We start from the raw sequence: 23,113 nt of genomic DNA, 5'->3' as shown, positions 1-23,113 counted from the left end.
TACTAAATAAAATTTTCAATAAAATGCTTCCGCTCTTTTTGAGAGGGGGAGCATTGGCTAGCAAATTCATACTTATAATATTTATTTCTCACGCTTATACTTTGTCAAATTTGGGGGAGTATGCTCTAATCGTAGCTGGCGTTAGCTATGTTAGTTATTTACTAGGTTTCGATTTCTATACTTACTCGTCAAGGAAAATAATCGGGTCTCCGAAAAATGAGCAAAGCTCATTCCTTAAAAATCAGTTTTTTTTATATTTCACTCATTATTTTCTTGCTATTTTAATAACTTGCTTGTTTGTGCTTTACGAGCCTTCATTAAAAATGATAGCCATAATTTTTGTTGTTTTAATCATATTGGATCATTGTTCACAAGAGGTTATGAGATTATTGGTAGTATATGAATATCCATTCAGTGCAAACTTACAGTTTTTTATCCGTAATGGGCTTTGGGTATATGCGTATATACCGTATGCTTTTATTAACCCCGACATTCCATTTTACACCATATGGTTTTTTTGGATTGCCGCTGAAATAATAAGTGTTTTTTTTATAATAATAATTTTAAAAAACATACCATTATCTCTAATCGTCGGATCAAAAATAGATCATCAATGGATATTTCAGGGCCTAAAGGTTTGTTTTCCTCTTTTAATATCAACACTTTCGTTGCGCGGTATATTTACCGCAGATAGATATATTCTGGGCTATTTTGGGAATAAAGAAATAGTCGGTATATATTCTTACTTTTCTAGTTTTTCATCTTCTATAATGGCTTTTGTCGATGCAAGTGTGGTAATGCTTTTTTATCCAAGGTTGGTGAGATACTCAAAGGAAGGTTTAAGAACAAAATACTTTGCTACAAAGCAAAAATTTTTAAAAGCGATAATTATAACAAGTCTCTGCATTACTGCAATGCTTATACTAGGCGTACCTTATATTTCTAAAGTAATTGGGAAAGAGAATTTTTTAAATTCGCTGTCATTGTTTTATATATTACTGCTTGGTTCTGTAATGTATTGTATTTCACTTGTTTATCATTTCGATTTATATGCAAGGAATTTAGATAGGTATATTATCAAATCTAGTATACTTGCATTTTTGGTTACTATTCTATTAATGGTTGTTTTAGGTTATTTCTATTCATCTATTGGCATAGCTATAAGCCAGTTTATCGGTATAACTGTGTTGTTCATAGCAAAATATAGATTTTGCAAGTTAGGAACATATGATTGATGTAATATATATTTCTGGGGTTCTGAACGAAAGTCATTTAGTTTATGTGGCATCATTTATACACAAGATCAAAAATGAGAGTAACTTTAACTTCGAAATATATTATGAAAACAATTTGAGATTCTTGACCAATACAAAAATTAACACCAATATTATTGAAAAATGGTTAGGCAAAGTTACCTATGTTAAACCAGGAAAGGGTGTTCGAGCGGGGTATCGGAAAGAAATTTTGCATCTATTTATCGGTTCTGTAGGTATTAAGCCTGCCTTATCGATGCGAAAAAAAAATATCACATGTAAAATTAGCAACATAGTAATTGATGAAGGTATTGGGTCAGTATCAGATATTCATACTATGCAAAAAGTTTACATGCGTGAGCGTAAGATAAATCACTTCAAAGCTTATTTACATGCTTTAGTTTATTTATATTTAAAGAGGGGTATTTTAGCTAAACAAATTTGGAGATTATTTGATGGACTTAAACCCAATCAACAAATAATAGAGTTTATCAAAGCTAAATCTGTACCACTACGATATGAAAATACCTCATACTTGCTCTTACTTACGCAACCTTGGGTTAAACTTGGTGTAATTACTGAGGACGAATACATAGACTATCTTCGCAACATCATTAGTGAAGCAAATACGTTAGAGCTAAAATTGATAGTAAAACCTCATCCTTCAGAAGATTTTCAGTTGTACGAAAATCTTGGCCTCAAGGTGATAGATACCCTGACGCCAGTTGAATTATGTTTCGATTTTGCTAATTGTGTTGCAGTTATAGGCTTTAATAGCACGTCACTTATCTTATTGAATGCCATATATAATACACCTGCTTTTAGGCTAAGCTTTGAAAAACTCGACCGCGTTGTTAGGTGCTCACATCTGCAAGAATGTCTTTTCAAAAAATATGCAAGTCAACCTATGACTTTGATAGATATTTTTAATGAATTATCTCAAAGTGAGCACTGATATGGTTATTTTCTTTTGTTTTCTGAGCGCCTTCTTTTTATGGTCGGTCAATATACTTGGTCTAACATCTTGGTCTTTAAATATATTATTTGTAATTGTTTGGGTTTTTACTATTCTTTCATGTATTAAAAGTAAAAATACGGAATCTGCACTCAATATTATCATGATTTATTGCATGAGCGTGGGCGTGATTTGCTGTCTTATCGTTGAGGGAGGGGCTTATTTATCTGAGATAAGAATGTTCGGTAAACTCAGCGGAGCCACTATTCGTGTCGGTTTTACAGCTTTAATTTTTTTGCTGACAACTATCTTAATTACTGGGATTCTCAGTAAATATTTACAACCAGTAAATACTATGGATAAAAAAATTAACTGGTCTATAAATATATTGATACAAATAATTATGTTTGGTTCGTTTTTGGGACTCCTTTTTGTCTACTCTAAATATGGAACACCAAACTCTAATGGAGTCGACCGTTTCAAATATTGGAGTGAAATAGCTCCCGGATGGGGGAGATATTTGCAATTTATGCTACTTCAGTTTTCTTTTCTTTTGGGTATTAAATATACAGAGTCCAAAGCTAAAAAATATATAGTCCTTCTTGTGATCTCTGTGTCTATGCAATTTATTGGTGGTGAAAAATTCACTGGCCCTTCATTATCAATTCTTTTCTTCTTGATACCGATTCTTTTTTATCTGCAAAAAGATTTAATTTCAGTAATATCTCGCCCTAAAATTATGATAACTATTCTTGTTGTGTTATCAGTATTTATGTTTTCGTCCTATTTAAGCTACTCAGCAATATATGGGGACTCAGCACAAGGTATTCGTTACTTGGTTGAACGTGTCGCGTTGCAAGCGCAGGTTTGGTGGGCTGTGGATTCGGCCTCTGAAATTATTAATCCGCAGTTGAGTCTGGCTTGGCTACTTAGATACGGTTTTGGTTTGGGTTTAAATGAAGGTAATGTGAATTTTGGTATGTATTTCCTTATGCAAAAGATCACTCCTTCTGATGTGTTTTTACGATTTGTTGATAATGGGATACGTTTTACGATGGGAGCACCTGTTAATTATAACTATTTCTTTGGTAATGTTCTTGGTCCAATCGTTGCAATTTTTTTTGGTTTTTGGGCGGGTTTCGGCACATGGTTGTTACGTAATGCTATTCTAATGAAAGATCTTTTTTACGGGTTTATAGTTTTAAAATATTATTACTTTATCCTTCAAATTTGCATTATGTCTGATTGGTATTATTTTTTAACTGCTAAATTTATAGTGTTCACGATTTTTATAGCTTTTTATTCTCTCGTGTTACAAAGGATAATTATCAAAAAATGGGCAAGTGCGTAAAATACTCAATTATAGTTCCTATTTATAATGTTGACCGTTTTTTGAAGGATTGCCTTGATTCTATTCAAAATGCAATGACAGATGAATGTGAATGTATTCTAATTAATGATGGTTCAACAGACAATTCTGGGCATATTGCAGAAGTATACTGTGAGACACAAGCGTTTTTTCATTACTATAAGAAAGAAAACGGTGGGCTATCAGATGCACGTAATTTTGGGTTGCAATTTGCAAAAGGAGAGTACATCCTTTTTGTAGATTCAGACGATGTCATCAGCCCTATAATAATTCATGCGATCGATATTGCACTTAAAAAAAGTAACACAGATGTTGTTTATTTCAATTTCTTAAAGTTTTACTCAGGAAATGTAATTAAGTTACTTGCGAACGATATTAATGGTTTGCAGATCAGATATTCAGGTCGTAAGGAATTGTCACAGATGCCTAATTTTGCTTGGGCTCGAGTAGCAAGACGTAATCTCTATACCGAGAATAAATTTCCTACTGGTATAATATATGAGGATGTATTTACCTCGCCTTATATAAGTCAGCAATCAACTGTTGTCGCTTTTATCGATTTGCCTTTATATGGTTACCGTAAGCGCAGTGGGTCAATTACAACTGATTCGGCTGAAAAGCAGTTTAAAATGTTTGAAGCTGTAAAATTACTCAAGGCCAGACAAGAAAAGGGAGAAGTGGAATTCGTATTTTACTCCACTGCTCTTATAAATTTATCTCAGTCTTGTCTCGTTAGCTTGGCTCGCATTGAGGACGCAAATACTCGTAGAATCTATAGAAAATTTATTAAAAATGAATTTAATGCCTTAACTTTTAAAAATATTATGGTTAGTTATTCGAAAATTAAGTTTAAATGCCTTGCTATGGCATCAAAAATTACGCTTAGCTTATATGTTTTAGAAAAGATTTTGAGACCTGTTGTTTTATTCGCAGATAAAAGGAATCATTGATGCTTCTCACTGTATATACAGTTAGCCATAAACCTTACGATTTTCCTTTAGAATTAGGGTATATACCCCTTCAGGTCGGAAATGCTTTTCAGCCTATTGCTAGTATCGCAGTGAGAGATTCCAGCGGTGATAACATTGCCACGCTTAATCCTTCATTTTGCGAGTTAACCGCTGCTTACTGGATCTGGAAGAACTCTGAGGCTGATGTCGTTGGCCTCGTTCATTATCGTCGCTATTTCGCTTCTTCTACCAGTAACCTTACTGTGAAAGGAAAACGTATTGCTTCTCCTGCAGAATTACAGGAAATGCTAAAAAACGCTGATATTCTAGTAGCTAAACCCAGAAACTATTTCATCACCAGCATTAAAAGTCATTATATTCATGCCCATCATGAATCAGACTATACTCAACTTCGCGACGAAATTGTTTTACAACAGCCAGACTATCTGACTGATTTCGACCATATTATGGCCGGTACAAAAATCAGTCTTTACAATATGTTCGTTTGCAAAAAATCATTGATCGATGAATATTTTGCCTGGCTTTTCCCAATACTGTTTGCGCTCGAAAAAAAAATCGGCTATCAGAACTATGACGCATACCAAAAACGCGTTTTTGGTTTTATGGCGGAACGTCTCTTCAATGTCTGGCTTCATCACCAGCAGGGGCGTCTGCGGATTAAATATTTGCCTATTGTGAATATTGATGGCGAAAACCTTTTTTTGAAAGGTATTGGCTTGTTAAAACGACATTTTTGGGGAAAAAAATGAAAGTTGCTATTGTAGGTGCTGGTATCTCTGGTGCTGTGATTGCACGATTATTAGCTGAGCAGGGAATCGCATCTGTCGTTTTTGACAAACGCTCTCATGTCGCAGGTAATTGCCATTCAGAACGCGATCCACAAACTAACGTCATGTTGCATGTATATGGCCCCCATATTTTTCACACGGATGATAAAGAGGTTTGGGATTTTGTTAATCAGTATTCAGAGTTTATGCCATTCACCAATCGCGTAAAAGCAGTCTATAAAGGCAACGTTTATTTACTGCCAGTTAACCTGCATACAATTAACCAGTTTTTCAACAAAACGATGCGTCCCGATGAAGCCCGTGCTTTTATTGAATCCAAAGCTGATAAATCCATTGTAGAACCACAAAATTTTGAAGAGCAGGCCATCAGCATGATTGGTCGTGAGTTGTATGAAGCGTTCTTTAGAGGTTATACCCGTAAGCAATGGGGCTGCGAGCCTACGCAACTACCCGCCAGCATTCTGAAGCGCTTGCCGCTGCGTTTTAATTACAACGACAATTATTTTAATCACCAATACCAAGGCATGCCTAAAGAGGGGTATACCGCGATGGTGGCAAATATCCTCGATCACGAACTTATTGAAGTCAGAACCGGGATTGAGTTTGTGGCCTCGGGAAGCGCAGCCTGGCAGCACGTTTTCTGGTCAGGTGCGTTGGATGGCTATTTCAACTTTAGTGAAGGGCGTCTGGGTTACCGTACACTGGATTTTGAGAGGTTTACTGCGGATGGTGATTATCAAGGAACCGCGGTTATTAATTACTGTGAGGAGGATATTCCTTATACTCGAATTACTGAGCATAAGCATTTCTCGCCATGGGAATCGCATGAAAAGACAACCTGCTATCGTGAGTTTAGCCGCTTCTGCTCCGAGGACGATATTCCGTATTATCCGATCCGTATGGTTAAGGAAAAAGAATTACTCAACCGCTACTTAGATAAAGCGCTGGAGTTGAACAATACTACGTTTGTCGGTCGTCTTGGGACGTATCGCTACCTGGATATGGATGTTACTATTCGGGAAGCTATTGATGTTGCGAGAAAATTTCTTGAGTGTCAAAAAAATCAGGGACGAATGCCTGTATTCAATATAAATCCTCGCTAACGTCAGGTGTAGACATGGATAACGATAATTTTTTGAATAAATATAATCCACTACTGTGCAGAATTTTTCTCGCCATGTCGGACTTTATATTTTTTAATTTATCACTGGCGCTCTCAATTGGCTGTGTTTACTGGATATTTAATGATCTCTATCGCTTTATCCCAGATACACAGTTAAAGGTGCGTATTATTTCTCATGCCATTCTTGGATTTATTTGCGTGGCATGGTTTTGGGTCCGGTTGCGGCATTACTCTTATCGTAAACCTTTCTGGTTTGAGTTGAAGGAAATTATCCGCACTATTGTCATCTTCGCTGTGTTTGACCTGGCCTTGGTTGCGTTTTCAAAATGGCAATTTTCCCGTTATGTATGGGTTTTTTGTTGGTCCTTTGCGTTAGTTTTATTGCCATTTTTCAGAGCCATGACTAAACATCTTTTGAATCGTCTGGGAATCTGGAAGAAAAAAACCATCATCATGGGCTGTGGGAATAATGCGATTGAGGCTTACCATGCGCTCCAGAGTGAGGAAATGCTTGGCTTTGATGTCGTTGCATTTTACGACGAGGAATCTACAGAGACGACGTTGCAGGGTTACCCGGTACTTAAGGATCCCAATATTCTCTGGGAACTGAAGAAAACGGGCGATATCCATTTTATTGTGGCATTTGAAATGGAAAACAGTGATAAGACTATCAACTGGCTACGTGAGTTGTCGAAGAAGGATTGTCGCTCTGTCACCGTTATTCCTTCTTTGCGGGGGCTACCGCTTTACAACACAGATATGTCCTTTATATTTAGTCACGAAGTTATGTTGTTGAGGATTCATAATAATCTAGCAAAACGCACTTCCCGTTTCCTGAAGCGGACATTTGATATCGTTTGTTCATTATTCATTATTACCATTTCGTCGCCACTGCTCCTTTATCTTTGGTATAAAGTCACACGCGATGGTGGTCCGGCAATTTATGGTCATATGCGAGTTGGCCGCCACGGTAAACTTTTCCCTTGCTATAAGTTCCGCTCAATGGTGATGAATTCGCAGGAGGTTTTACAAAAATTGCTGGATTCGAATCCTGCAGCCAGGGAAGAGTGGGATCGTGATTTTAAGCTTAAGCATGATCCACGAATTACTCCGGTTGGTCGGTTTATTCGAAAAACCAGTCTTGATGAATTGCCGCAACTTTTTAACGTTCTCAAAGGGCAGATGAGTCTTGTTGGTCCGCGACCAATCATTTCGGAGGAGCTCAGCCGTTATGATGAAAACGTTGATTATTATTTAATGGCTAAACCGGGGATGACAGGATTGTGGCAGGTGAGTGGGCGCAATAATGTCGATTACGACACACGTGTCTATTTTGACTCCTGGTATGTTAAAAATTGGTCACTCTGGAATGACATAGCTATCCTGTTCAAAACTGTTAGGGTCGTTTTGCACAGAGATGGTGCGTATTAAGCGCTGAATTAGTCTCGACCGCGTTCTAACTTAAGCAACATCAATTGCTACCTTCTGGTTTCAAACCTGAGTTAACATATGATTCACTTTTACCTGCCATTGGTATGTGAGGCAGGGTATCTACACCTGACAGGAGTATGTAATGTCCAAGCAACAAATCGGCGTTGTTGGTATGGCTGTGATGGGGCGCAACCTGGCGCTCAACATTGAGAGCCGTGGCTACACCGTTTCAGTTTTCAACCGCTCCCGCGAAAAAACCGAAGAAGTGATTGCCGAAAACCCGGGCAAAAAGCTAGTTCCTTACTACACCGTACAAGAATTTGTCGAATCCTTGGAAACCCCGCGCCGCATCCTGTTGATGGTTAAAGCGGGGGCAGGCACCGATGCTGCTATCGACTCCCTCAAGCCATATCTCGATAAGGGCGACATCATTATTGATGGCGGCAATACTTTCTTCCAGGACACCATTCGCCGTAATCGCGAACTTTCTGAAGAAGGTTTCAACTTCATCGGCACCGGCGTTTCCGGTGGTGAAGAAGGCGCGCTGAAAGGCCCATCAATTATGCCTGGCGGTCAAAAAGAAGCCTATGACCTGGTTGCTCCGATCCTGACCAAAATTGCTGCAGTGGCGGAAGATGGCGAACCTTGCGTGACATATATTGGTCCGGACGGCGCGGGCCACTACGTTAAAATGGTGCACAACGGCATCGAATATGGCGATATGCAGCTAATCGCTGAAGCGTATGCGTTGTTGAAAGGCGGCCTGAATCTCTCTAATGAAGAGCTGGCGAAAACCTTCAGTGAGTGGAACGCCGGCGAGCTGAGCAGCTATCTTATCGATATCACCAAAGATATCTTCACCAAAAAAGATGAAGAAGGTAAATATCTGGTTGATGTGATCCTCGACGAAGCGGCGAATAAAGGCACCGGCAAATGGACAAGCCAAAGTTCGCTGGATCTCGGCGAGCCGCTGTCGCTGATTACCGAATCCGTGTTTGCGCGCTATATCTCTTCCCTGAAAGAGCAGCGTGTTGCCGCGTCTAAGGTGCTTTCCGGTCCGCAGGCGAAACCGGCGGGTGATAAAGCTGAATTTATCGAGAAAGTACGTCGTGCGCTTTACCTCGGTAAAATTGTTTCCTATGCACAGGGCTTCTCTCAATTGCGTGCTGCTTCTGACGAGCACAACTGGGATCTGAATTACGGCGAAATCGCCAAGATCTTCCGCGCTGGCTGTATCATTCGTGCGCAGTTCCTGCAGAAAATCACTGATGCTTATGCCGAGACCCCGGCTATTGCAAACCTGCTGCTGGCACCGTACTTCAAGAAAATTGCGGATGACTACCAGCAGGCGCTGCGTGATGTAGTGGCTTATGCCGTGCAGAATGGTATTCCGGTACCGACCTTCTCGGCAGCGGTGGCGTACTATGACAGCTACCGTTCTGCGGTGCTGCCAGCGAACCTGATCCAGGCTCAGCGTGATTATTTCGGCGCGCACACGTATAAGCGCACCGATAAAGACGGCGTGTTCCATACCGAGTGGCTGGATTAATCTGATAATCACCCATCTGGTTTACTCAGGCCCGGTTGCTAAAACCGGGCTTTTTTTTCGTCTTAACCGCCGTTTTTTCGGGCAGTCATATTCATTTTGTCGATTATTGGCCGCTAAACCATACATAAACGTCGCTGTTGGCGGCAGATTGTCGCCTTGACAGTCCCTCAACAGAAGAGGTAAAAACCCCAACAGTTATTGATATTAAGCGGGTGGCGACGGGATCGTCATCTCCGGTTTCATACACTCACAAAAGTTGCTTATCGAATGAAAATAACAATCTCCGGAACAGGTTACGTTGGACTATCAAACGGGATTCTGATTGCGCAGAACCATGAAGTGGTGGCGCTGGATATCGTTCAGTCCAAAGTAGATATGCTTAATCAGAAGATCTCTCCCATTGTCGATAAGGAGATCCAGGAGTATTTGCAGAATAAGCCGCTGAACTTCCGCGCGACGACGGACAAACTCGACGCCTATCGCGGCGCAGATTTCGTCATCATTGCCACGCCGACGGATTACGATCCGAAAACGAACTACTTCAACACCAGCAGCGTGGAATCAGTGATCCGCGATGTTCATGAGATCAACCCGCAAGCTGTGATGATCATTAAATCCACCATTCCGGTGGGCTTTACCCAATCCATCCGTGAAAAATACGGCATTGATAACGTTATCTTTTCACCGGAATTCCTGCGCGAAGGTAAAGCGCTGTACGATAACCTGCACCCGTCGCGTATCGTTATCGGCGAACGCTCCGAACGTGCCGAGCGTTTTGCTGCGTTGCTGCAGGAAGGCGCTATCAAAAAAGATATTCGCGTGCTGTTCACTGACTCCACGGAAGCCGAAGCGATTAAACTGTTCGCTAACACTTATCTGGCGATGCGCGTGGCGTACTTCAACGAACTGGATAGCTATGCAGAAAGCCTGGGGTTGAACAGCCGTCAAATTATCGAAGGCGTATGCCTTGATCCGCGTATTGGCAATCATTACAACAACCCGTCGTTTGGCTACGGTGGCTACTGCTTGCCGAAAGATACCAAACAACTGCTGGCCAACTACCAGTCGGTACCGAATAATATTATTTCGGCGATTGTTGATGCTAACCGTACACGCAAAGACTTTATTGCAGATTCCATCCTGGCGCGTAAACCGAAGGTAGTGGGCGTTTATCGTTTGATCATGAAGAGCGGTTCCGATAACTTCCGCGCCTCTTCGATTCAGGGCATCATGAAGCGAATTAAGGCGAAGGGCGTGCAGGTCATCATTTATGAACCGGTGATGCAGGAAGACGAATTCTTCCACTCCCGCGTGGTACGCGATCTGGACGCGTTCAAAAAGGAAGCGGATGTCATTATCTCCAACCGTATGGCGCAAGAGCTGGCGGATGTGGAAGACAAAGTTTATACCCGCGATTTATTCGGTAATGACTAATTGTTATTGCAGAAAGTAAAACGGCCCGTCAGGGCCGTTTTTTTACACCTTATAAAAATCTCTGTACCAGTCAACAAAGCGCTTCACGCCGTCTTTGACCGATGTCTGAGGCTTAAAACCTGTTACAGCATACAGTGGTTGGGTATCTGCGCTCGTCTCCAGCACGTCGCCAGGCTGGATCGGCATCATATTTTTCTGCGCTTCAATCCCTAATGCTTCTTCCAGTGCCGTGATGTAATCCATCAACTCAACCGGGGAACTGTTGCCAATGTTATAAACATGGTAAGGCGCGGAACTGGTCGCCGGTGAGCCGCTTTCGACGGTCCAGTTTACATCCGGCTGCGGGATCACATCCTGCATACGGATAATCGCTTCCACAATATCGTCAATATAGGTGAAGTCGCGCTTCATCTTGCCGTAGTTGTACACATCTATGCTCTTGCCTTCCAGCATCGCTTTGGTGAACTTAAACAGCGCCATGTCCGGGCGACCCCACGGGCCATATACCGTAAAGAAACGCAGGCCGGTGGTTGGCAGGCCATAGAGATGCGAATAGGTATGCGACATCAGTTCATTGGCTTTTTTCGTTGCTGCGTAGAGCGATACCGGGTGGTCAACCGAATCGTCGGTTGAGAACGGCATCTTACGGTTTAACCCGTAAACGGAGCTGGAGGATGCATACAGCAGGTGCTGCACTTTATGATGGCGGCAGCCTTCAAGAACGTTCAGATGACCAATCAGATTTGATTCGGCATAAACATGCGGGTTTTCCAGCGAGTAGCGGACACCTGCTTGTGCAGCGAGATGAATCACGCGGTCAAATTTCTCACGCGCAAACAGCTGCGCCATCCCTTCGCGGTCGGCGAGATCGATTTTATGAAAATGGAAATCGGGAGAGGCCAGGAGATCCAGGCGCGCCTGTTTCAGGTTGACATCGTAGTAATCATTCAGGTTATCAATACCCACAACCTGGTGGCCCGCTTTCAACAAACGTTCACTAACGTGATAGCCGATAAACCCGGCGGCGCCAGTAACCAGAAATTTCATAGCTCATCCTTTCTAACATCTAAAAACATACAATCTGTCTATTGTATGATCCCAGACCGGCAATCGCTATCAGTTATAAACGCGGTCATAATTCTTAAATAGTGTCTGGTAAATCTTAATTACACGTAGTCCTATAGAAAAAAAATAACGAACCGCTAAACTCGCGCTCTATAATTCTCTTTGCGCTTCTCATTTAAGGTTGCTATGACATACGAAAAACAAAGTTTGCCAGCCAGACAGAGCGATGATTCAGAACAGATTGATTTGTTAGATGTTTTATCTCAAGTCTGGAGTGGTAAGCGGATTGTAGCTTTATTTATTCTTTTCGCTGTTATTGTTGCTGGCGTCTATGTAAGCATCGCCAAAGAAAAATGGACGTCGACCGCGGTGATCAGCGCTCCGGATGCCGGGCAGATTGCTGGTTACTCAAATGCGATGAGTGTAATAATCAATGATCCACGGTTTGATATCACTGATATCCAACAGCGCGTGATTGGGCGTTTCAACGCGGCTTTTTCTGCTCTCGCGGAAGCTCTTAAGAATCAGGAAAAACCTGAAGAGCTGACAATTAGCGCAGCAGTACAGGGACAGCCATTACCCCTTAAGCTGGCTTATGTCGGAGCAAGTGCTCAAGATGCACAGCGGAAGCTGGCAGAATATATTGAAAAAGTCGACCAGCAAATCGCCAGAGAATTGGTAGATGATTTAAAGACCAATATTAAATCTCAAACAACAAATTTAGTAGCATCATTGGCGACGCAGGAAAAAGTGGCGCAGGAACAAAAGAATTTGCGCATCAAACAGATTATTCAGGCGCTCTCGGTGGCTAAAGAGTCTGGTGTCAAATCGCCACAAGTGCAACAAACAGAAAACGTGTCTCAGGACACTATGTTTCTGCTCGGCAGTACGGCACTGGAATCAATGGTGAAAAATGAATCTTCCCGTCCGCTGATTTTCTCTGATGATTACTATAAAACTCGGCAAAATCTATTAGATATCCAGAGCATAGTCGTAAAGCCTCAGAATATTCATGCGTATCGCTATGTAATGAAACCAACTTTGCCTATCCGCCGCGATAGCCCGCGTAAGGTAATTACTCTGGTACTGGCAATTTTACTCGGCGGTATCCTGGGGTCAGGTTTCGTGCTGACACGTAACGCCTTCCGAAATCATCAATCGAAAGCATAAGCACAAAAAAACCGGGCAGCGCCCGGTTTTTTTACGTCTACTATTTATGCCGCTTGCGTAAATTCTCAATCACTGTAGTCAGGTCTAACTGTTGATCCTGCAGCAGTACCAGCAGGTGATACATCAGATCAGAAGCTTCGTTAGTCAACTCTTCTCGGTCGTTTACGGTTGCCGCCAGCGCGGTTTCTACACCTTCTTCCCCCACTTTCTGCGCAATACGTTTAGTACCGCTGGCGTAGAGTTTGGCGGTGTAAGAACTTGCCGGGTCGGCGGTTTTACGCGCGGCGAGCAGCTCTTCTAACTGGTAGAGGAACAACCATTGGTGACTGGTATCGCCAAAGCAACTGGATGTTCCCGTGTGGCAGGTTGGGCCGATAGGATTAACAAGAATCAGCAACGTGTCGTTGTCGCAATCTGGGGCTATTTTCACCACATTAAGGAAGTGGCCTGAAGTTTCACCTTTGGTCCACAGGCGCCCTTTAGTGCGGGAGAAAAAAGTGACTTTGCCGCTTTCCTGCGTTTTTGCCAGCGCTTCTTTGTTCATGTAACCCAGCATCAGCACTTCGCCGGAAACCGCATGTTGCACCACAGCGGGCAGCAGTCCGTCGGTTTTTTCCCAGTCCAGTTGGGCCAGTTGTTGCTCTGTTAACATACCCTGATCTCCACGCCCTGGTCTGCCAGGTACGTTTTTAATTCACCAATATTGATAATCTGCTTGTGAAACACGGAAGCCGCCAGCGCGCCATCAACGTTCGCATCGCGGAAGGCTTCCAGGAAATGTTCCATAGTGCCCGCGCCACCAGAAGCAATCAGCGGTACGTGGCATACCGCGCGCACTTTCTTCAGTTGTTCAAGATCGTAGCCATTGCGCACGCCATCCTGGTTCATCATGTTGAGTACGATTTCTCCGGCGCCGCGCTTTTGCACTTCCTGCACCCAGTCCAGCGTTTCCCATTGCGTGACCCGGGTACGGTTCTCATCACCGGTGTATTGATTAACGTGATATTTACCCGTTTCAGCGTCAAACCAGGTGTCGATACCGACAACAATGCACTGCACGCCAAAGCGATCGGCCAGCCGTGTGATGAGCTCAGGATCGGCCAGCGCCGGGGAGTTAATCGAAATTTTATCTGCGCCGAACGAGAGAATTTTCGCCGCATCGTCAGCAGACTTAATCCCACCCGCTACACAGAAAGGAATATCAATTACTTCAGCCACGCGTGACACCCAGCTCTTATCCACCACGCGGCCATCGCTTGAGGCGGTGATATCGTAGAACACCAGCTCGTCCGCGCCTTCTGCGGCGTAGCGTTTTGCCAGCGGTACAATGTCGCCAATAATTTCGTGATTACGAAACTGCACGCCTTTCACCACCTGGCCATCACGCACGTCAAGACAAGGGATTATCCGTTTTGCCAGCATTGAATGGCCTCCTTCACCGTGAATTTACCTTCCAGCAGCGCCCGTCCGACAATCACGCCGCGCACGCCCGTACCGCGCAGCGCGGCTATATCATTTAAACCGCCGATGCCGCCGGAAGACTGAAACGCTACCTGCGGCCAGCGGGCACAAATCTCTTCATACAGGGAAACGTTCGAGCCCGCGAGCGTACCGTCGCGGGAAATATCGGTACACAGCACATGTTTCAGCCCAACGGCCAGATAGGTTTCCACCAGGGCTTCCAGCGTCACACCGGAGTTCTCCTGCCAGCCGCTCACCGCGACCTGCTTAGTGCCCTGTTCATCAATACGCACATCCAGCGCCAGCACCAGTTTGTCTGCGCCAAAGCGTGCAAACCAGCCTTTCACTATCTCAGGCGATTTTACCGCCGTCGAGCCGATGACCACGCGGGCAACACCGGCAGCGAGCAGGGCGGCGACATCCTCTTCCGTGCGCACTCCGCCGCCAACCTGTACCGGAACCTTAACCCCGGCAACCAGCGTTTTCAGCAATGGGATCTGGCGTTTCGCCGGATCTTTCGCGCCGGTTAAATCGACGAGGTGCAACACTTGCGCGCCCTGCGCGGCATAATCCCGCAAGCGCGGCAGTGGGTCGTTGCCATAATCGCGCTGCTGAGCGTAGTCGCCCTGATGAAGACGTACGACGGTGCCGTCAATTAAGTCTAAAGCCGGAATAATCATCACATCTCCAGGAAGTTTTTCAGCAGTTGCGCACCCGCGCGGCCGGAGCGTTCCGGGTGAAACTGCACACCGTAGAAATTGTCTTTCTGCACGGCGGCGGTAAACGGTTCGCCGTAATCACAGCGGGCAATGGTGTACTCATTCACCGGCATGGCGTAGCTGTGCACAAAGTAGAAGTAAGCGCCGTCCTCGATGCCCTGGAACAGGCGGTTCCCGGCTTTTGCGTAAACCTGGTTCCAGCCCATATGCGGCAGCGGCAGGCCAACGTCTTTCATCTTCGGCACATCCTGTTCGATGATGCCCAACAAATCGACGCCGTGGGTCTCTTCGCTAAAACGCCCAAGCAGTTGCATTCCCAGGCAGATGCCAAGTACCGGCTGCGTGCAGGCTTTCACCAGTTCGATCAGCTCGCGCTCGCGCAGCTGATCCATGGCTGCCTGCGCCGTTCCGACACCGGGTAAAAACAGTTTGTCCGCGCGCAGCACCACATCCGGGTCGCGACTGACTTGCGGCTCGTAACCGTGGCGCGAGACGGCGGATTTCACCGAATTCAGGTTGGCGCAGCCGGTATCGAGGATCACCACATTCATCACAGCACTCCTTTTGATGAGGGGAGCGTATCGCCTTCCACGCGGATCGCCTGGCGCAGCGTGCGGCCAAATGCTTTAAATAAACTTTCCACGCGGTGGTGGTCGTTTTTGCCTTTGGTTTTGAGATGCAGCGTCACGGCCATGGTGTAAGAGAGCGAGCGGAAGAAATGCTCGACCATTTCGGTGCTCAAATCCCCCACGCGCTGGTAGGCGAACTCGGCTTTATATTCGAGGTGTGGACGGCCGGAAATGTCCAGCGCACAGCGAGCCAGGCACTCGTCCATCGGTAACACAAAGCCAAAACGGTTGATACCACGCTTATCGCCAAGCGCCAGTTTTAGCGCTTCACCCAGCGCCAGTCCGGTATCTTCTACCGTGTGGTGATCGTCAATATAGAGATCGCCCTTAACGGTGATTTCCATGCGGAAACCTCCATGAGTGGCGATTTGATCAAGCATATGGTCGAAGAAACCGACGCCGGTGTGGATCTTGCTGCCGCCTTCGCGATCCAGCCACACTTTGACATCAATCTGCGTCTCTTTGGTATTGCGCTCAACGTGCGCATACCGGTCACGGCGCGTCAGTTGTTCACCAATCATTGCCCAGTTCAATGTTTCGGGGTGATAACGCAGGCCGCCAATCGACATATTATTTGCCAGCTCAATATCGGTAGCGCGGTCGCCAATAACATAACTGGCGGCGCGATCAAGCGCGCCTTCTGCCAGCCAGCGTTCCACCAGCTTCACTTTTGGCTTACGGCAGTCGCACTCATCGCCAGGAAAATGCGGGCAAATCAGTACCTCTTCGAATTCAACGCCTTGCGAGGTAAAAGCCTGCATCATCAAGTTGTGCGGGCCATCGAAATCCGCCTGCGGGAAGCTGCTGGTGCCCAGACCGTCCTGGTTGGTGATCATCACCAGCTTGTAACCGGCTTTTTGCAGTTTCAGCAATACCGGGATGACGTCTGGCTCGAATTCCAGTTTTTCGAATTTATCCACCTGATAATCGGAAGGCGGCTCGGAAATCAGGGTTCCGTCACGGTCAATAAACAGGTACTTCTGGCTCATACTGGCTCCGCACGTAAGGCGTCAATGACGCGCTGGCTCTCTGCACGGGTGCCAATGGTGATGCGCAGGCAGCCGCTTAAAGAAGGTTGTTTGTTCTGGTCTCTCAGGATAATGCCTTGATCCCACAATGATTTAAATACTGCGCTGGAGGCAGTCAGACGCACGAGAATATAGTTAGTCTCCGAGTCGAACACCTGCTCCACACAAGGAATATCCTGCAGTGCGGTAACCAGATACTGACGTTCAACCAGAATTTGCGCCACCCGCTCGCGCATCGCGACAATACCCTGCGGGCTGAGCGCTTGCGCGGCAATATCCGCCACCGGTGTAGAGAGCGGATAGGGGGCAATCACTTTTAACAACAGCGCGATAACGTCTTCATTTGCAAGCGTAAAGCCGCAACGCAGGCCTGCCAGCGCAAACGCTTTGGAGAGTGTGCGCAGTACCACCAGATTCGGGTATTCACTGAGCCAGCCCGCCAGCGTGGCCTGCGGGCAAAACTCAATATAAGCCTCATCCGCCACAACAATGGCTTTGCCGCGCGTCATTTCGAGCAAGACGCGAAAATCTTGCGGATTGATAATCTGCCCGGTGGGGTTATTCGGGCTGCAAACATAAATAATTTTGACACCATCGAGTTTGTCGGCGATGCCTTGCAGATCCAGTTGCCAGTCAGCCAGCGCGGGCACGGTACGGTACTCCACGCCCAGCGTCTCGGCGCTGACGCTATACATGCCGTAGGTCGGCGGGCAAAACAGCACCGCGTCTTTACCTGGTTCACAAAACGCGCGGATTAGCAGTTCAATCCCTTCATCTGCGCCACGGCTGACCAGTACCTGCTCCGGTTTTACGCCCGCATATTGTGCATAATTTTCGATCACCGCTTGCGGCTGGCACTCCGGGTAACGATTTAATGTTTGCTGCGTCAGTTCAAAAGGAACCGCTGTCGGGAATTCATTGGCATTCAGCCAGACGTCGCCTTTACCGCCAAGACGGCGAGCCGACTGATAGGGCGTCAGTTCGCGCACGTTTTTACGCGCCAGTTCTTCAATGCTCATGCTTGCTCCTTTAGCGCGTTAACGCGCAACGTGACGGCGTTTTTGTGCGCGGTCAGGCGTTCTGCCGCCGCCAGCGTTTCGATGGTGCTTGCAAGCCGCGCGAAACCGTCGCGGGAGAGTTCCTGCACCGTCATACGTTTCTGGAAATCTGCCAGACCCAGGCTGGAACAGGTGGCGGTGTAACCGTAAGTCGGCAGCACATGGTTGGTGCCGGAGGCATAGTCGCCTGCGGATTCCGGTGACCAGTCACCGAGAAACACCGAGCCCGCGCTGGTGATGCTCTCCACCAGCGAACGGGCGTCACGAGTCTGAATAATCAGGTGCTCCGGCCCGTATTGGTTGGAAATCGCCACGCATTGCGCTAAATCGCGCGCCACAATCAGGCGGCTGGCAGAGAGTGCCTGGCGAGCGGTTTCCGCGCGCGGCAATTCCGCGAGCTGGCGTTCAACCGCCTCGGCCACACGGGTCGCCATTTCGCTGTCCGGCGTCAGCAGGATCACCTGTGAGTCCGGGCCGTGTTCCGCCTGCGAAAGCAGATCAGAGGCAACAAAATCCGGCGTTGCGCCGCTATCAGCAATCACCAGCACTTCGGAAGGGCCGGCGGGCATATCGATTGCCGCGCCGTCCAGACGCTGGCTGACCTGGCGTTTGGCTTCGGTCACAAAGGCATTTCCTGGACCAAAAATTTTGTCGACCTTCGCGATCGATTCGGTGCCAAATGCCAGCGCGGCAATGGCCTGCGCGCCACCGACTTTGAAGATCGCCTGCACGCCGCAAAGCTTAGCGGCATAGAGAATTTCATCGGCAATCGGCGGCGGTGAGCAGAGCACCACTTTCTGGCAACCGGCAATACGCGCCGGTGTGGCCAGCATTAATACGGTTGAAAACAGCGGCGCGGAGCCGCCGGGAATATACAGACCCACTGAGGCGATAGGGCGGGTAACCTGCTGGCAACGCACGCCTGGCAGGGTTTCAACATCTACCGTTTGCAGCTTTTGCGCGGTGTGGAAGGTGTCGATATTTTTCACCGCCAAGGCCATCGCTTGCTTGATGTCGTCACCCAGACGTGCGCTGGCATCCGCGATTTCCTGTTCGGTGACTTTCAGCGCGTCGACCTGAGTTTTGTCAAACCTGGCGCTGTATTCACGCAGGGCGTTATCTCCGCGCGCTTTGACAGTGTCGAGGATCTCAACCACGGTACGCGTGATGCTATCAGAAGCAGAGATAGCCGGGCGCATCAGCAAGTCGCGTTGCTCCGCTTCGCTACAGCGGTTCCAGTCGATTACGGTATTGAAGCTCATGGCTTTACTCCATCATCTTCTCAATCGGCAGCACCAGAATGGAACTTGCTCCCAGCGCCTTCAGTTTTTCCATGGTTTCCCAGAACAGGGTTTCGCTGCTGACCATGTGCATTGCCACACGCTGTTGATCGCCCGCCAGCGGCAGGATCGTGGGGCGTTCAGCGCCAGGCAGCAGGGCGATGACCTCTTCCAGACGCTCGCTTGGCGCGTGCATCATGATGTATTTCGATTCGCGCGCCTGAATAACACCCTGAATACGGGTCAGCAGTTTATCGATAAGTTGCTGCTTGGCGTCGGTCATTTCACCATCGCGCTGAATCAGGCAGGCTTTAGAGCGGTAAATCACTTCCACTTCGCGCAGGCCATTAGCTTCGAGCGTCGCGCCGGTCGAAACCAGATCGCAAATCGCATCCGCCAGGCCCGCACGCGGGGCGACCTCAACAGAACCATTTAACAGACAAGATTTAAAAGAGACGCCTTTCTGATCGAGATAACGTTTTAACAGGTGCGGGTAAGAGGTGGCGATCCGTTTGCCGTCCAGCGCTTGCGGCCCGTTCCAGCTTTCATCGACCGGGGTTGCCAGCGACAGGCGGCAACCGCCAAAATCGAGGCGACGCAGGGTGAAATAGCGCGGATCTTCACCCTGCGCACGGCGGGTCAGCAACTCTTCTTCCAGTACGTTTTCGCCGATGATGCCCAAATCAACGACACCGTCCATCACAAGGCCTGGAATGTCATCATCGCGTACGCGCAGAATATCAATCGGCATATTTTCCGCCAGGGCGATCAGGCGCTGGGTGTGCAGGTTAATTTTAATCCCGCAGCGGGCCAGGAGTTCGCGTGAATCTTCGCTCAGGCGGCCGGATTTCTGAATAGCTATGCGTAAACGCGAGTTGTCTAACATTCTGTTGTCCTCTTTTATCCTGCTGAATTTGGTTCAAAAAAAAGCCCCCGGAAGAAGATCTTCCGGGGGCTTTCTCTGCGTTCATGCACCACTGGAAGATCCAAACGTCTTCCAGCACACATCGCCTGAAAGACTAGTCAGGATGATGGTGATGATGGTGGTGTTTAAATTGAACGCGGGTCATAAAATTCTCGATGAATGGTTATTCATAAGTTGTCAGTTAACGTAAACCACTTTGGTCGCCGAAGGCAAGGGCTTTTTTTTATCATTAAATCATTTCATATTCGTTCTATGAATTGTCAGTTATCACTGGCTGGCGTAGCCTTAAACAGGTGGAAGCGAGAGTGCAGGGGAGAGGCATGAAAAAGGTCGCGATTATCGGATTAGGATGGCTGGGAATGCCGCTGGCACTGTCATTAACCGCGCGAGGCTGGCAAGTTATCGGCAGTAAAACCAGCCAGGATGGCGTCGAGGCGGCGCGCATGTGCGGCATCGAAAGTTATGTGCTCAACCTTGAACCAGAATTAGTCTGCGAATCGGATGATCTGGATGCGCTGATGCAGGTAGATGCGTTAGTTATCACCCTCCCGGCGCGCCGCAGCGGCCCTGGCGAAGAGTTCTATCTACAGGCTATGCAGGAGATTGTCGACAGCGCGCTGGCTTATCGCATACCGCGTATTATTTTTACCAGTTCCACTTCTGTTTATGGTGATGCACCCGGCATCATCAAAGAAAACACGCCGCGCCAGCCCGTCACCGCAAGCGGACGGGTGCTGAAAGAACTGGAAGACTGGCTGCACAATTTGCCCGGCACATCGGTGGATATTTTACGTCTGGCTGGGCTGGTGGGACCGGCGCGCCATCCGGGACGTTTCCTGGCCGGAAAAACCGCGCCTAACGGCCAGCATGGCGTAAACCTGGTGCATCTTGAAGATGTCATCGCCGCGATTACTTTGTTACTGCAGGCACCGAAAGGCGGACACATCTATAATCTCTGCGCGCCGGGGCATCCTTCGCGCGAAAGTTTCTACCCGGCAATGGCGCGACAGCTTGGCCTGGCACCGCCCACCTTTACTGCATCCCGCAGCGATGATGAGAAGGGAAAAATCATAGACGGCAGCCGTATTTGCAATGAGCTGGGGTTTGACTATCTTTATCCGGATCCGGCTCAGATGCCGCTGACGTGATTTCTTTAGCAATTAGTGCTATTAAAATGTTTAATAATTCAGCGATAGCCTAAAATTCAGGCACTTAGTTGCATAAACAGTGCAGGAGAGGCCATACCGTATTGTCATCGTGCTTCAGGATGGTGCAAAATACGCCGCTGCAAAAAAATGAAGAGACTAGCCGACGTTAATCCGTCGGTTATTTTTTTTTGCAAGCACAAACGTCATTCAATAAAAGAGGCCGGGCTTCGTACCGGATAGATACACATTTAAAAACCGACAGTCGTTGTCGCTGAGGAAATAACACAAATGGGGCAATTTTTTGCTTTTGCGCCGGCACTCGCCGTACAGGAGAATCGCCATGACGCATAACGTTACTCCAAAAACCTCTCGCGTGGAATTACGTAAGACGCTTACGCTGATTCCGGTTGTAATGATGGGCCTGGCCTATATGCAGCCAATGACGCTGTTCGATACGTTTGGTATCGTCTCTGGCCTGACCGATGGCCATGTGGCAACCGCGTATGCCTTTGCGTTGGTCGCTATCCTCTTTACTGCGCTGAGCTACGGTAAGCTGGTACGCCGCTTCCCGTCTGCTGGCTCTGCGTATACCTACGCGCAGAAATCTATCTCCCCGGCCGTTGGCTTTATGGTGGGCTGGTCATCGCTGCTGGACTATCTGTTCATGCCGATGATCAATATTCTGCTGGCGAAAATTTACTTTGAAGCGCTGGTGCCTTCGGTGCCGTCGTGGATTTTCGTGGTGGCGCTGGTGGCCTTTATGACGGTCTCCAACCTGCGCAGTATCAAAACCGTGGCGAACTTCAACACCCTGATCGTTATCCTGCAAATGGGGATTGTGGCCGTTATCGTTGGTTTGATCATCTACGGTGTTTCCCACGGCGAAGGCGCTGGCACGCTGGTAAGTTCCCGCCCGTTCTGGTCTGAAGGCGCCCATGTCGTGCCGATGATCACTGGCGCGACTATCCTGTGCTTCTCGTTCCTCGGCTTTGACGGTATCTCTTCTCTTTCTGAAGAGACCAAAGATGCTGAGCGTGTGATCCCGCGCGCTATCTTCCTGACTGCGCTGATCGGCGGCATGGTATTTATCGGGGCCTCTTACTTCCTGCAACTTTATTTCCCGGACATCTCCCGCTTTAAAGAGCCGGATGCGTCTCAGCCGGAAATCATGTTGTATGTTGCGGGTAAAACCTTCCAGTGGGGCGTGCTGATTTTCTCCAGCGTGACCGTGCTGGCGTCCGGTATGGCCGCGCATGCGGGCGTTTCCCGTCTGATGTATGTGATGGGACGCGATGGCGTATTCCCGACCCGTTTCTTCGGTTATATCCATCCGAAATGGCGTACTCCGGCGTGGAACGTGTTGCTGGTCGGTGCCATTGCGCTGCTGGCGATCCGTTTTGACCTGGTAACGGCTACGGCACTGATTAACTTTGGTGCGCTGGTGGCGTTCACCTTTGTTAACCTGTCGGTGATTTCCCAGTTCTGGATCCGTGAAAAACGTAACAAGACGCTGAAAGATCATTTCAACTATCTGGTGCTGCCGGTGTGCGGCGCGCTGACGGTTGGCGCCCTGTGGATTAACCTTGAGCAAAGCTCGATGATCCTGGGCCTTATCTGGGGCGGTATCGGCCTGGTTTATCTGGCCTGCGTAACCCGCAGCTTCCGCAATCCAGTGCCGCAGTACGAAGATATCGCGCAGTAAATTTTCTGCTGTATATGTACTCAGCCGGAGCCTTGTCTCCGGCTTTTTTATATCG

Annotated in this window: 22 protein-coding genes and 1 other annotated feature; of the genes, 12 read left to right on the top strand and 10 right to left on the bottom strand. The window is 47.3% G+C overall.

The window, feature by feature from the left end:
- Nucleotides 1-53 precede the first annotated feature (53 nt).
- The 9 genes from IP581_RS14570 to ugd all read left to right on the top strand — a co-directional run bounded on the left by IP581_RS14570 (nt 54) and on the right by ugd (nt 10,873).
- Nucleotides 54-1,235, top strand: coding sequence for a lipopolysaccharide biosynthesis protein (locus IP581_RS14570; protein WP_193820711.1), 1,182 nt, complete (start codon nt 54-56; stop codon nt 1,233-1,235).
- A complete protein-coding gene (locus tag IP581_RS14565) occupies nt 1,228-2,208 on the top strand; it encodes a polysialyltransferase family glycosyltransferase (RefSeq protein WP_193820710.1) in 981 nt (326 codons plus the stop codon). Before IP581_RS14570 ends, IP581_RS14565 begins: the two co-directional genes overlap by 8 nt.
- Nucleotides 2,198-3,559: a DUF6418 domain-containing protein gene (locus IP581_RS14560; protein WP_193820709.1), complete on the top strand. Its 1,362-nt coding sequence runs from the start codon at nt 2,198-2,200 to the stop codon at nt 3,557-3,559. The genes IP581_RS14565 and IP581_RS14560 overlap by 11 nt, the downstream gene beginning before the upstream one ends.
- On the top strand, nt 3,544-4,527 hold the full coding sequence (locus IP581_RS14555; RefSeq protein WP_193820708.1) for a glycosyltransferase family 2 protein: 984 nt from the start codon (nt 3,544-3,546) through the stop codon (nt 4,525-4,527). Before IP581_RS14560 ends, IP581_RS14555 begins: the two co-directional genes overlap by 16 nt.
- Nucleotides 4,527-5,297 carry a DUF4422 domain-containing protein gene (locus tag IP581_RS14550; protein ID WP_193820707.1) on the top strand — a complete coding sequence of 257 codons (771 nt, stop codon included), beginning with the start codon at nt 4,527-4,529 and terminating at the stop codon, nt 5,295-5,297. The genes IP581_RS14555 and IP581_RS14550 overlap by 1 nt, the downstream gene beginning before the upstream one ends.
- The gene (gene glf, locus IP581_RS14545; RefSeq protein WP_193820706.1) at nt 5,294-6,439 is read left to right on the top strand and encodes a UDP-galactopyranose mutase; all 1,146 of its coding nucleotides are present in this window, start codon (nt 5,294-5,296) and stop codon (nt 6,437-6,439) included. The genes IP581_RS14550 and glf overlap by 4 nt, the downstream gene beginning before the upstream one ends.
- 14 nt (nt 6,440-6,453) lie before the next feature.
- Nucleotides 6,454-7,890, top strand: coding sequence for an undecaprenyl-phosphate galactose phosphotransferase (locus IP581_RS14540; RefSeq protein WP_193820705.1), 1,437 nt, complete (start codon nt 6,454-6,456; stop codon nt 7,888-7,890).
- A gap of 142 nt (nt 7,891-8,032) precedes the next feature.
- Entirely contained in the window at nt 8,033-9,439 is a 1,407-nt protein-coding gene (gndA, locus tag IP581_RS14535; protein WP_097399463.1) for an NADP-dependent phosphogluconate dehydrogenase, read from the top strand.
- Between the two features lie 267 nt (nt 9,440-9,706).
- Nucleotides 9,707-10,873 (top strand): UDP-glucose 6-dehydrogenase, encoded by a 1,167-nt coding sequence (ugd, locus tag IP581_RS14530; RefSeq protein WP_193820704.1) that lies wholly within the window; start codon nt 9,707-9,709, stop codon nt 10,871-10,873.
- A gap of 42 nt (nt 10,874-10,915) precedes the next feature.
- Here the strand turns inward: ugd and IP581_RS14525 are convergent, their stop codons facing one another.
- Nucleotides 10,916-11,920, bottom strand: a complete 1,005-nt coding sequence (locus tag IP581_RS14525; protein ID WP_193820703.1) for an NAD-dependent epimerase — start codon at nt 11,918-11,920, stop codon at nt 10,916-10,918.
- A gap of 204 nt (nt 11,921-12,124) precedes the next feature.
- Between IP581_RS14525 and wzzB the strand changes: the two genes are divergently transcribed.
- The gene (wzzB, locus tag IP581_RS14520; protein ID WP_193820702.1) at nt 12,125-13,108 is read left to right on the top strand and encodes an LPS O-antigen chain length determinant protein WzzB; all 984 of its coding nucleotides are present in this window, start codon (nt 12,125-12,127) and stop codon (nt 13,106-13,108) included.
- 40 nt (nt 13,109-13,148) lie between these two features.
- Here wzzB and hisIE read toward each other — a convergent pair whose 3' ends face one another.
- The 9 genes from hisIE to hisL all read right to left on the bottom strand — a co-directional run bounded on the left by hisIE (nt 13,149) and on the right by hisL (nt 20,353).
- Complete coding sequence (gene hisIE / locus IP581_RS14515) at nt 13,149-13,760, bottom strand: bifunctional phosphoribosyl-AMP cyclohydrolase/phosphoribosyl-ATP diphosphatase HisIE (RefSeq protein ID WP_193820701.1); 612 nt, start codon at nt 13,758-13,760, stop codon at nt 13,149-13,151.
- Nucleotides 13,754-14,530: an imidazole glycerol phosphate synthase subunit HisF gene (gene hisF / locus IP581_RS14510; RefSeq protein ID WP_193820700.1), complete on the bottom strand. Its 777-nt coding sequence runs from the start codon at nt 14,528-14,530 to the stop codon at nt 13,754-13,756. Before hisF ends, hisIE begins: the two co-directional genes overlap by 7 nt.
- A complete protein-coding gene (hisA, locus tag IP581_RS14505; protein ID WP_086873114.1) occupies nt 14,512-15,249 on the bottom strand; it encodes a 1-(5-phosphoribosyl)-5-[(5-phosphoribosylamino)methylideneamino]imidazole-4-carboxamide isomerase in 738 nt (245 codons plus the stop codon). Before hisA ends, hisF begins: the two co-directional genes overlap by 19 nt.
- A complete protein-coding gene (hisH, locus tag IP581_RS14500; protein WP_193820699.1) occupies nt 15,249-15,839 on the bottom strand; it encodes an imidazole glycerol phosphate synthase subunit HisH in 591 nt (196 codons plus the stop codon). Before hisH ends, hisA begins: the two co-directional genes overlap by 1 nt.
- Nucleotides 15,839-16,906, bottom strand: a complete 1,068-nt coding sequence (hisB, locus tag IP581_RS14495) for a bifunctional histidinol-phosphatase/imidazoleglycerol-phosphate dehydratase HisB (protein ID WP_193820698.1) — start codon at nt 16,904-16,906, stop codon at nt 15,839-15,841. Before hisB ends, hisH begins: the two co-directional genes overlap by 1 nt.
- Nucleotides 16,903-17,964 (bottom strand): histidinol-phosphate transaminase, encoded by a 1,062-nt coding sequence (gene hisC / locus IP581_RS14490; RefSeq protein ID WP_193820697.1) that lies wholly within the window; start codon nt 17,962-17,964, stop codon nt 16,903-16,905. Before hisC ends, hisB begins: the two co-directional genes overlap by 4 nt.
- Nucleotides 17,961-19,265 carry a histidinol dehydrogenase gene (gene hisD, locus IP581_RS14485; protein ID WP_193820696.1) on the bottom strand — a complete coding sequence of 435 codons (1,305 nt, stop codon included), beginning with the start codon at nt 19,263-19,265 and terminating at the stop codon, nt 17,961-17,963. The genes hisC and hisD overlap by 4 nt, the downstream gene beginning before the upstream one ends.
- 4 nt (nt 19,266-19,269) lie before the next feature.
- Nucleotides 19,270-20,169 (bottom strand): ATP phosphoribosyltransferase, encoded by a 900-nt coding sequence (hisG, locus tag IP581_RS14480; protein ID WP_086873109.1) that lies wholly within the window; start codon nt 20,167-20,169, stop codon nt 19,270-19,272.
- A gap of 35 nt (nt 20,170-20,204) precedes the next feature.
- Nucleotides 20,205-20,327 (bottom strand) — a sequence feature (His leader region).
- Nucleotides 20,303-20,353 carry a his operon leader peptide gene (gene hisL / locus IP581_RS14475; RefSeq protein ID WP_001364200.1) on the bottom strand — a complete coding sequence of 17 codons (51 nt, stop codon included), beginning with the start codon at nt 20,351-20,353 and terminating at the stop codon, nt 20,303-20,305. It overlaps the preceding feature by 25 nt.
- 175 nt (nt 20,354-20,528) lie before the next feature.
- On the opposite strand from hisL, the gene IP581_RS14470 reads away from it, so the two are divergent.
- A complete protein-coding gene (locus IP581_RS14470; RefSeq protein ID WP_193820695.1) occupies nt 20,529-21,356 on the top strand; it encodes an SDR family oxidoreductase in 828 nt (275 codons plus the stop codon).
- A gap of 340 nt (nt 21,357-21,696) precedes the next feature.
- On the top strand, nt 21,697-23,058 hold the full coding sequence (locus IP581_RS14465; protein WP_020454269.1) for an APC family permease: 1,362 nt from the start codon (nt 21,697-21,699) through the stop codon (nt 23,056-23,058).
- Nucleotides 23,059-23,113 lie beyond the last annotated feature (55 nt).

It is taken from the genome of Kosakonia pseudosacchari, assembly GCF_015167415.1.
In the GTDB taxonomy this organism is placed as follows: Bacteria; Pseudomonadota; Gammaproteobacteria; order Enterobacterales; family Enterobacteriaceae; genus Kosakonia; species Kosakonia pseudosacchari.
Note: the sequence above shows the minus strand (reverse complement) of the source record. Positions and strands in the feature narration are given on the sequence as shown.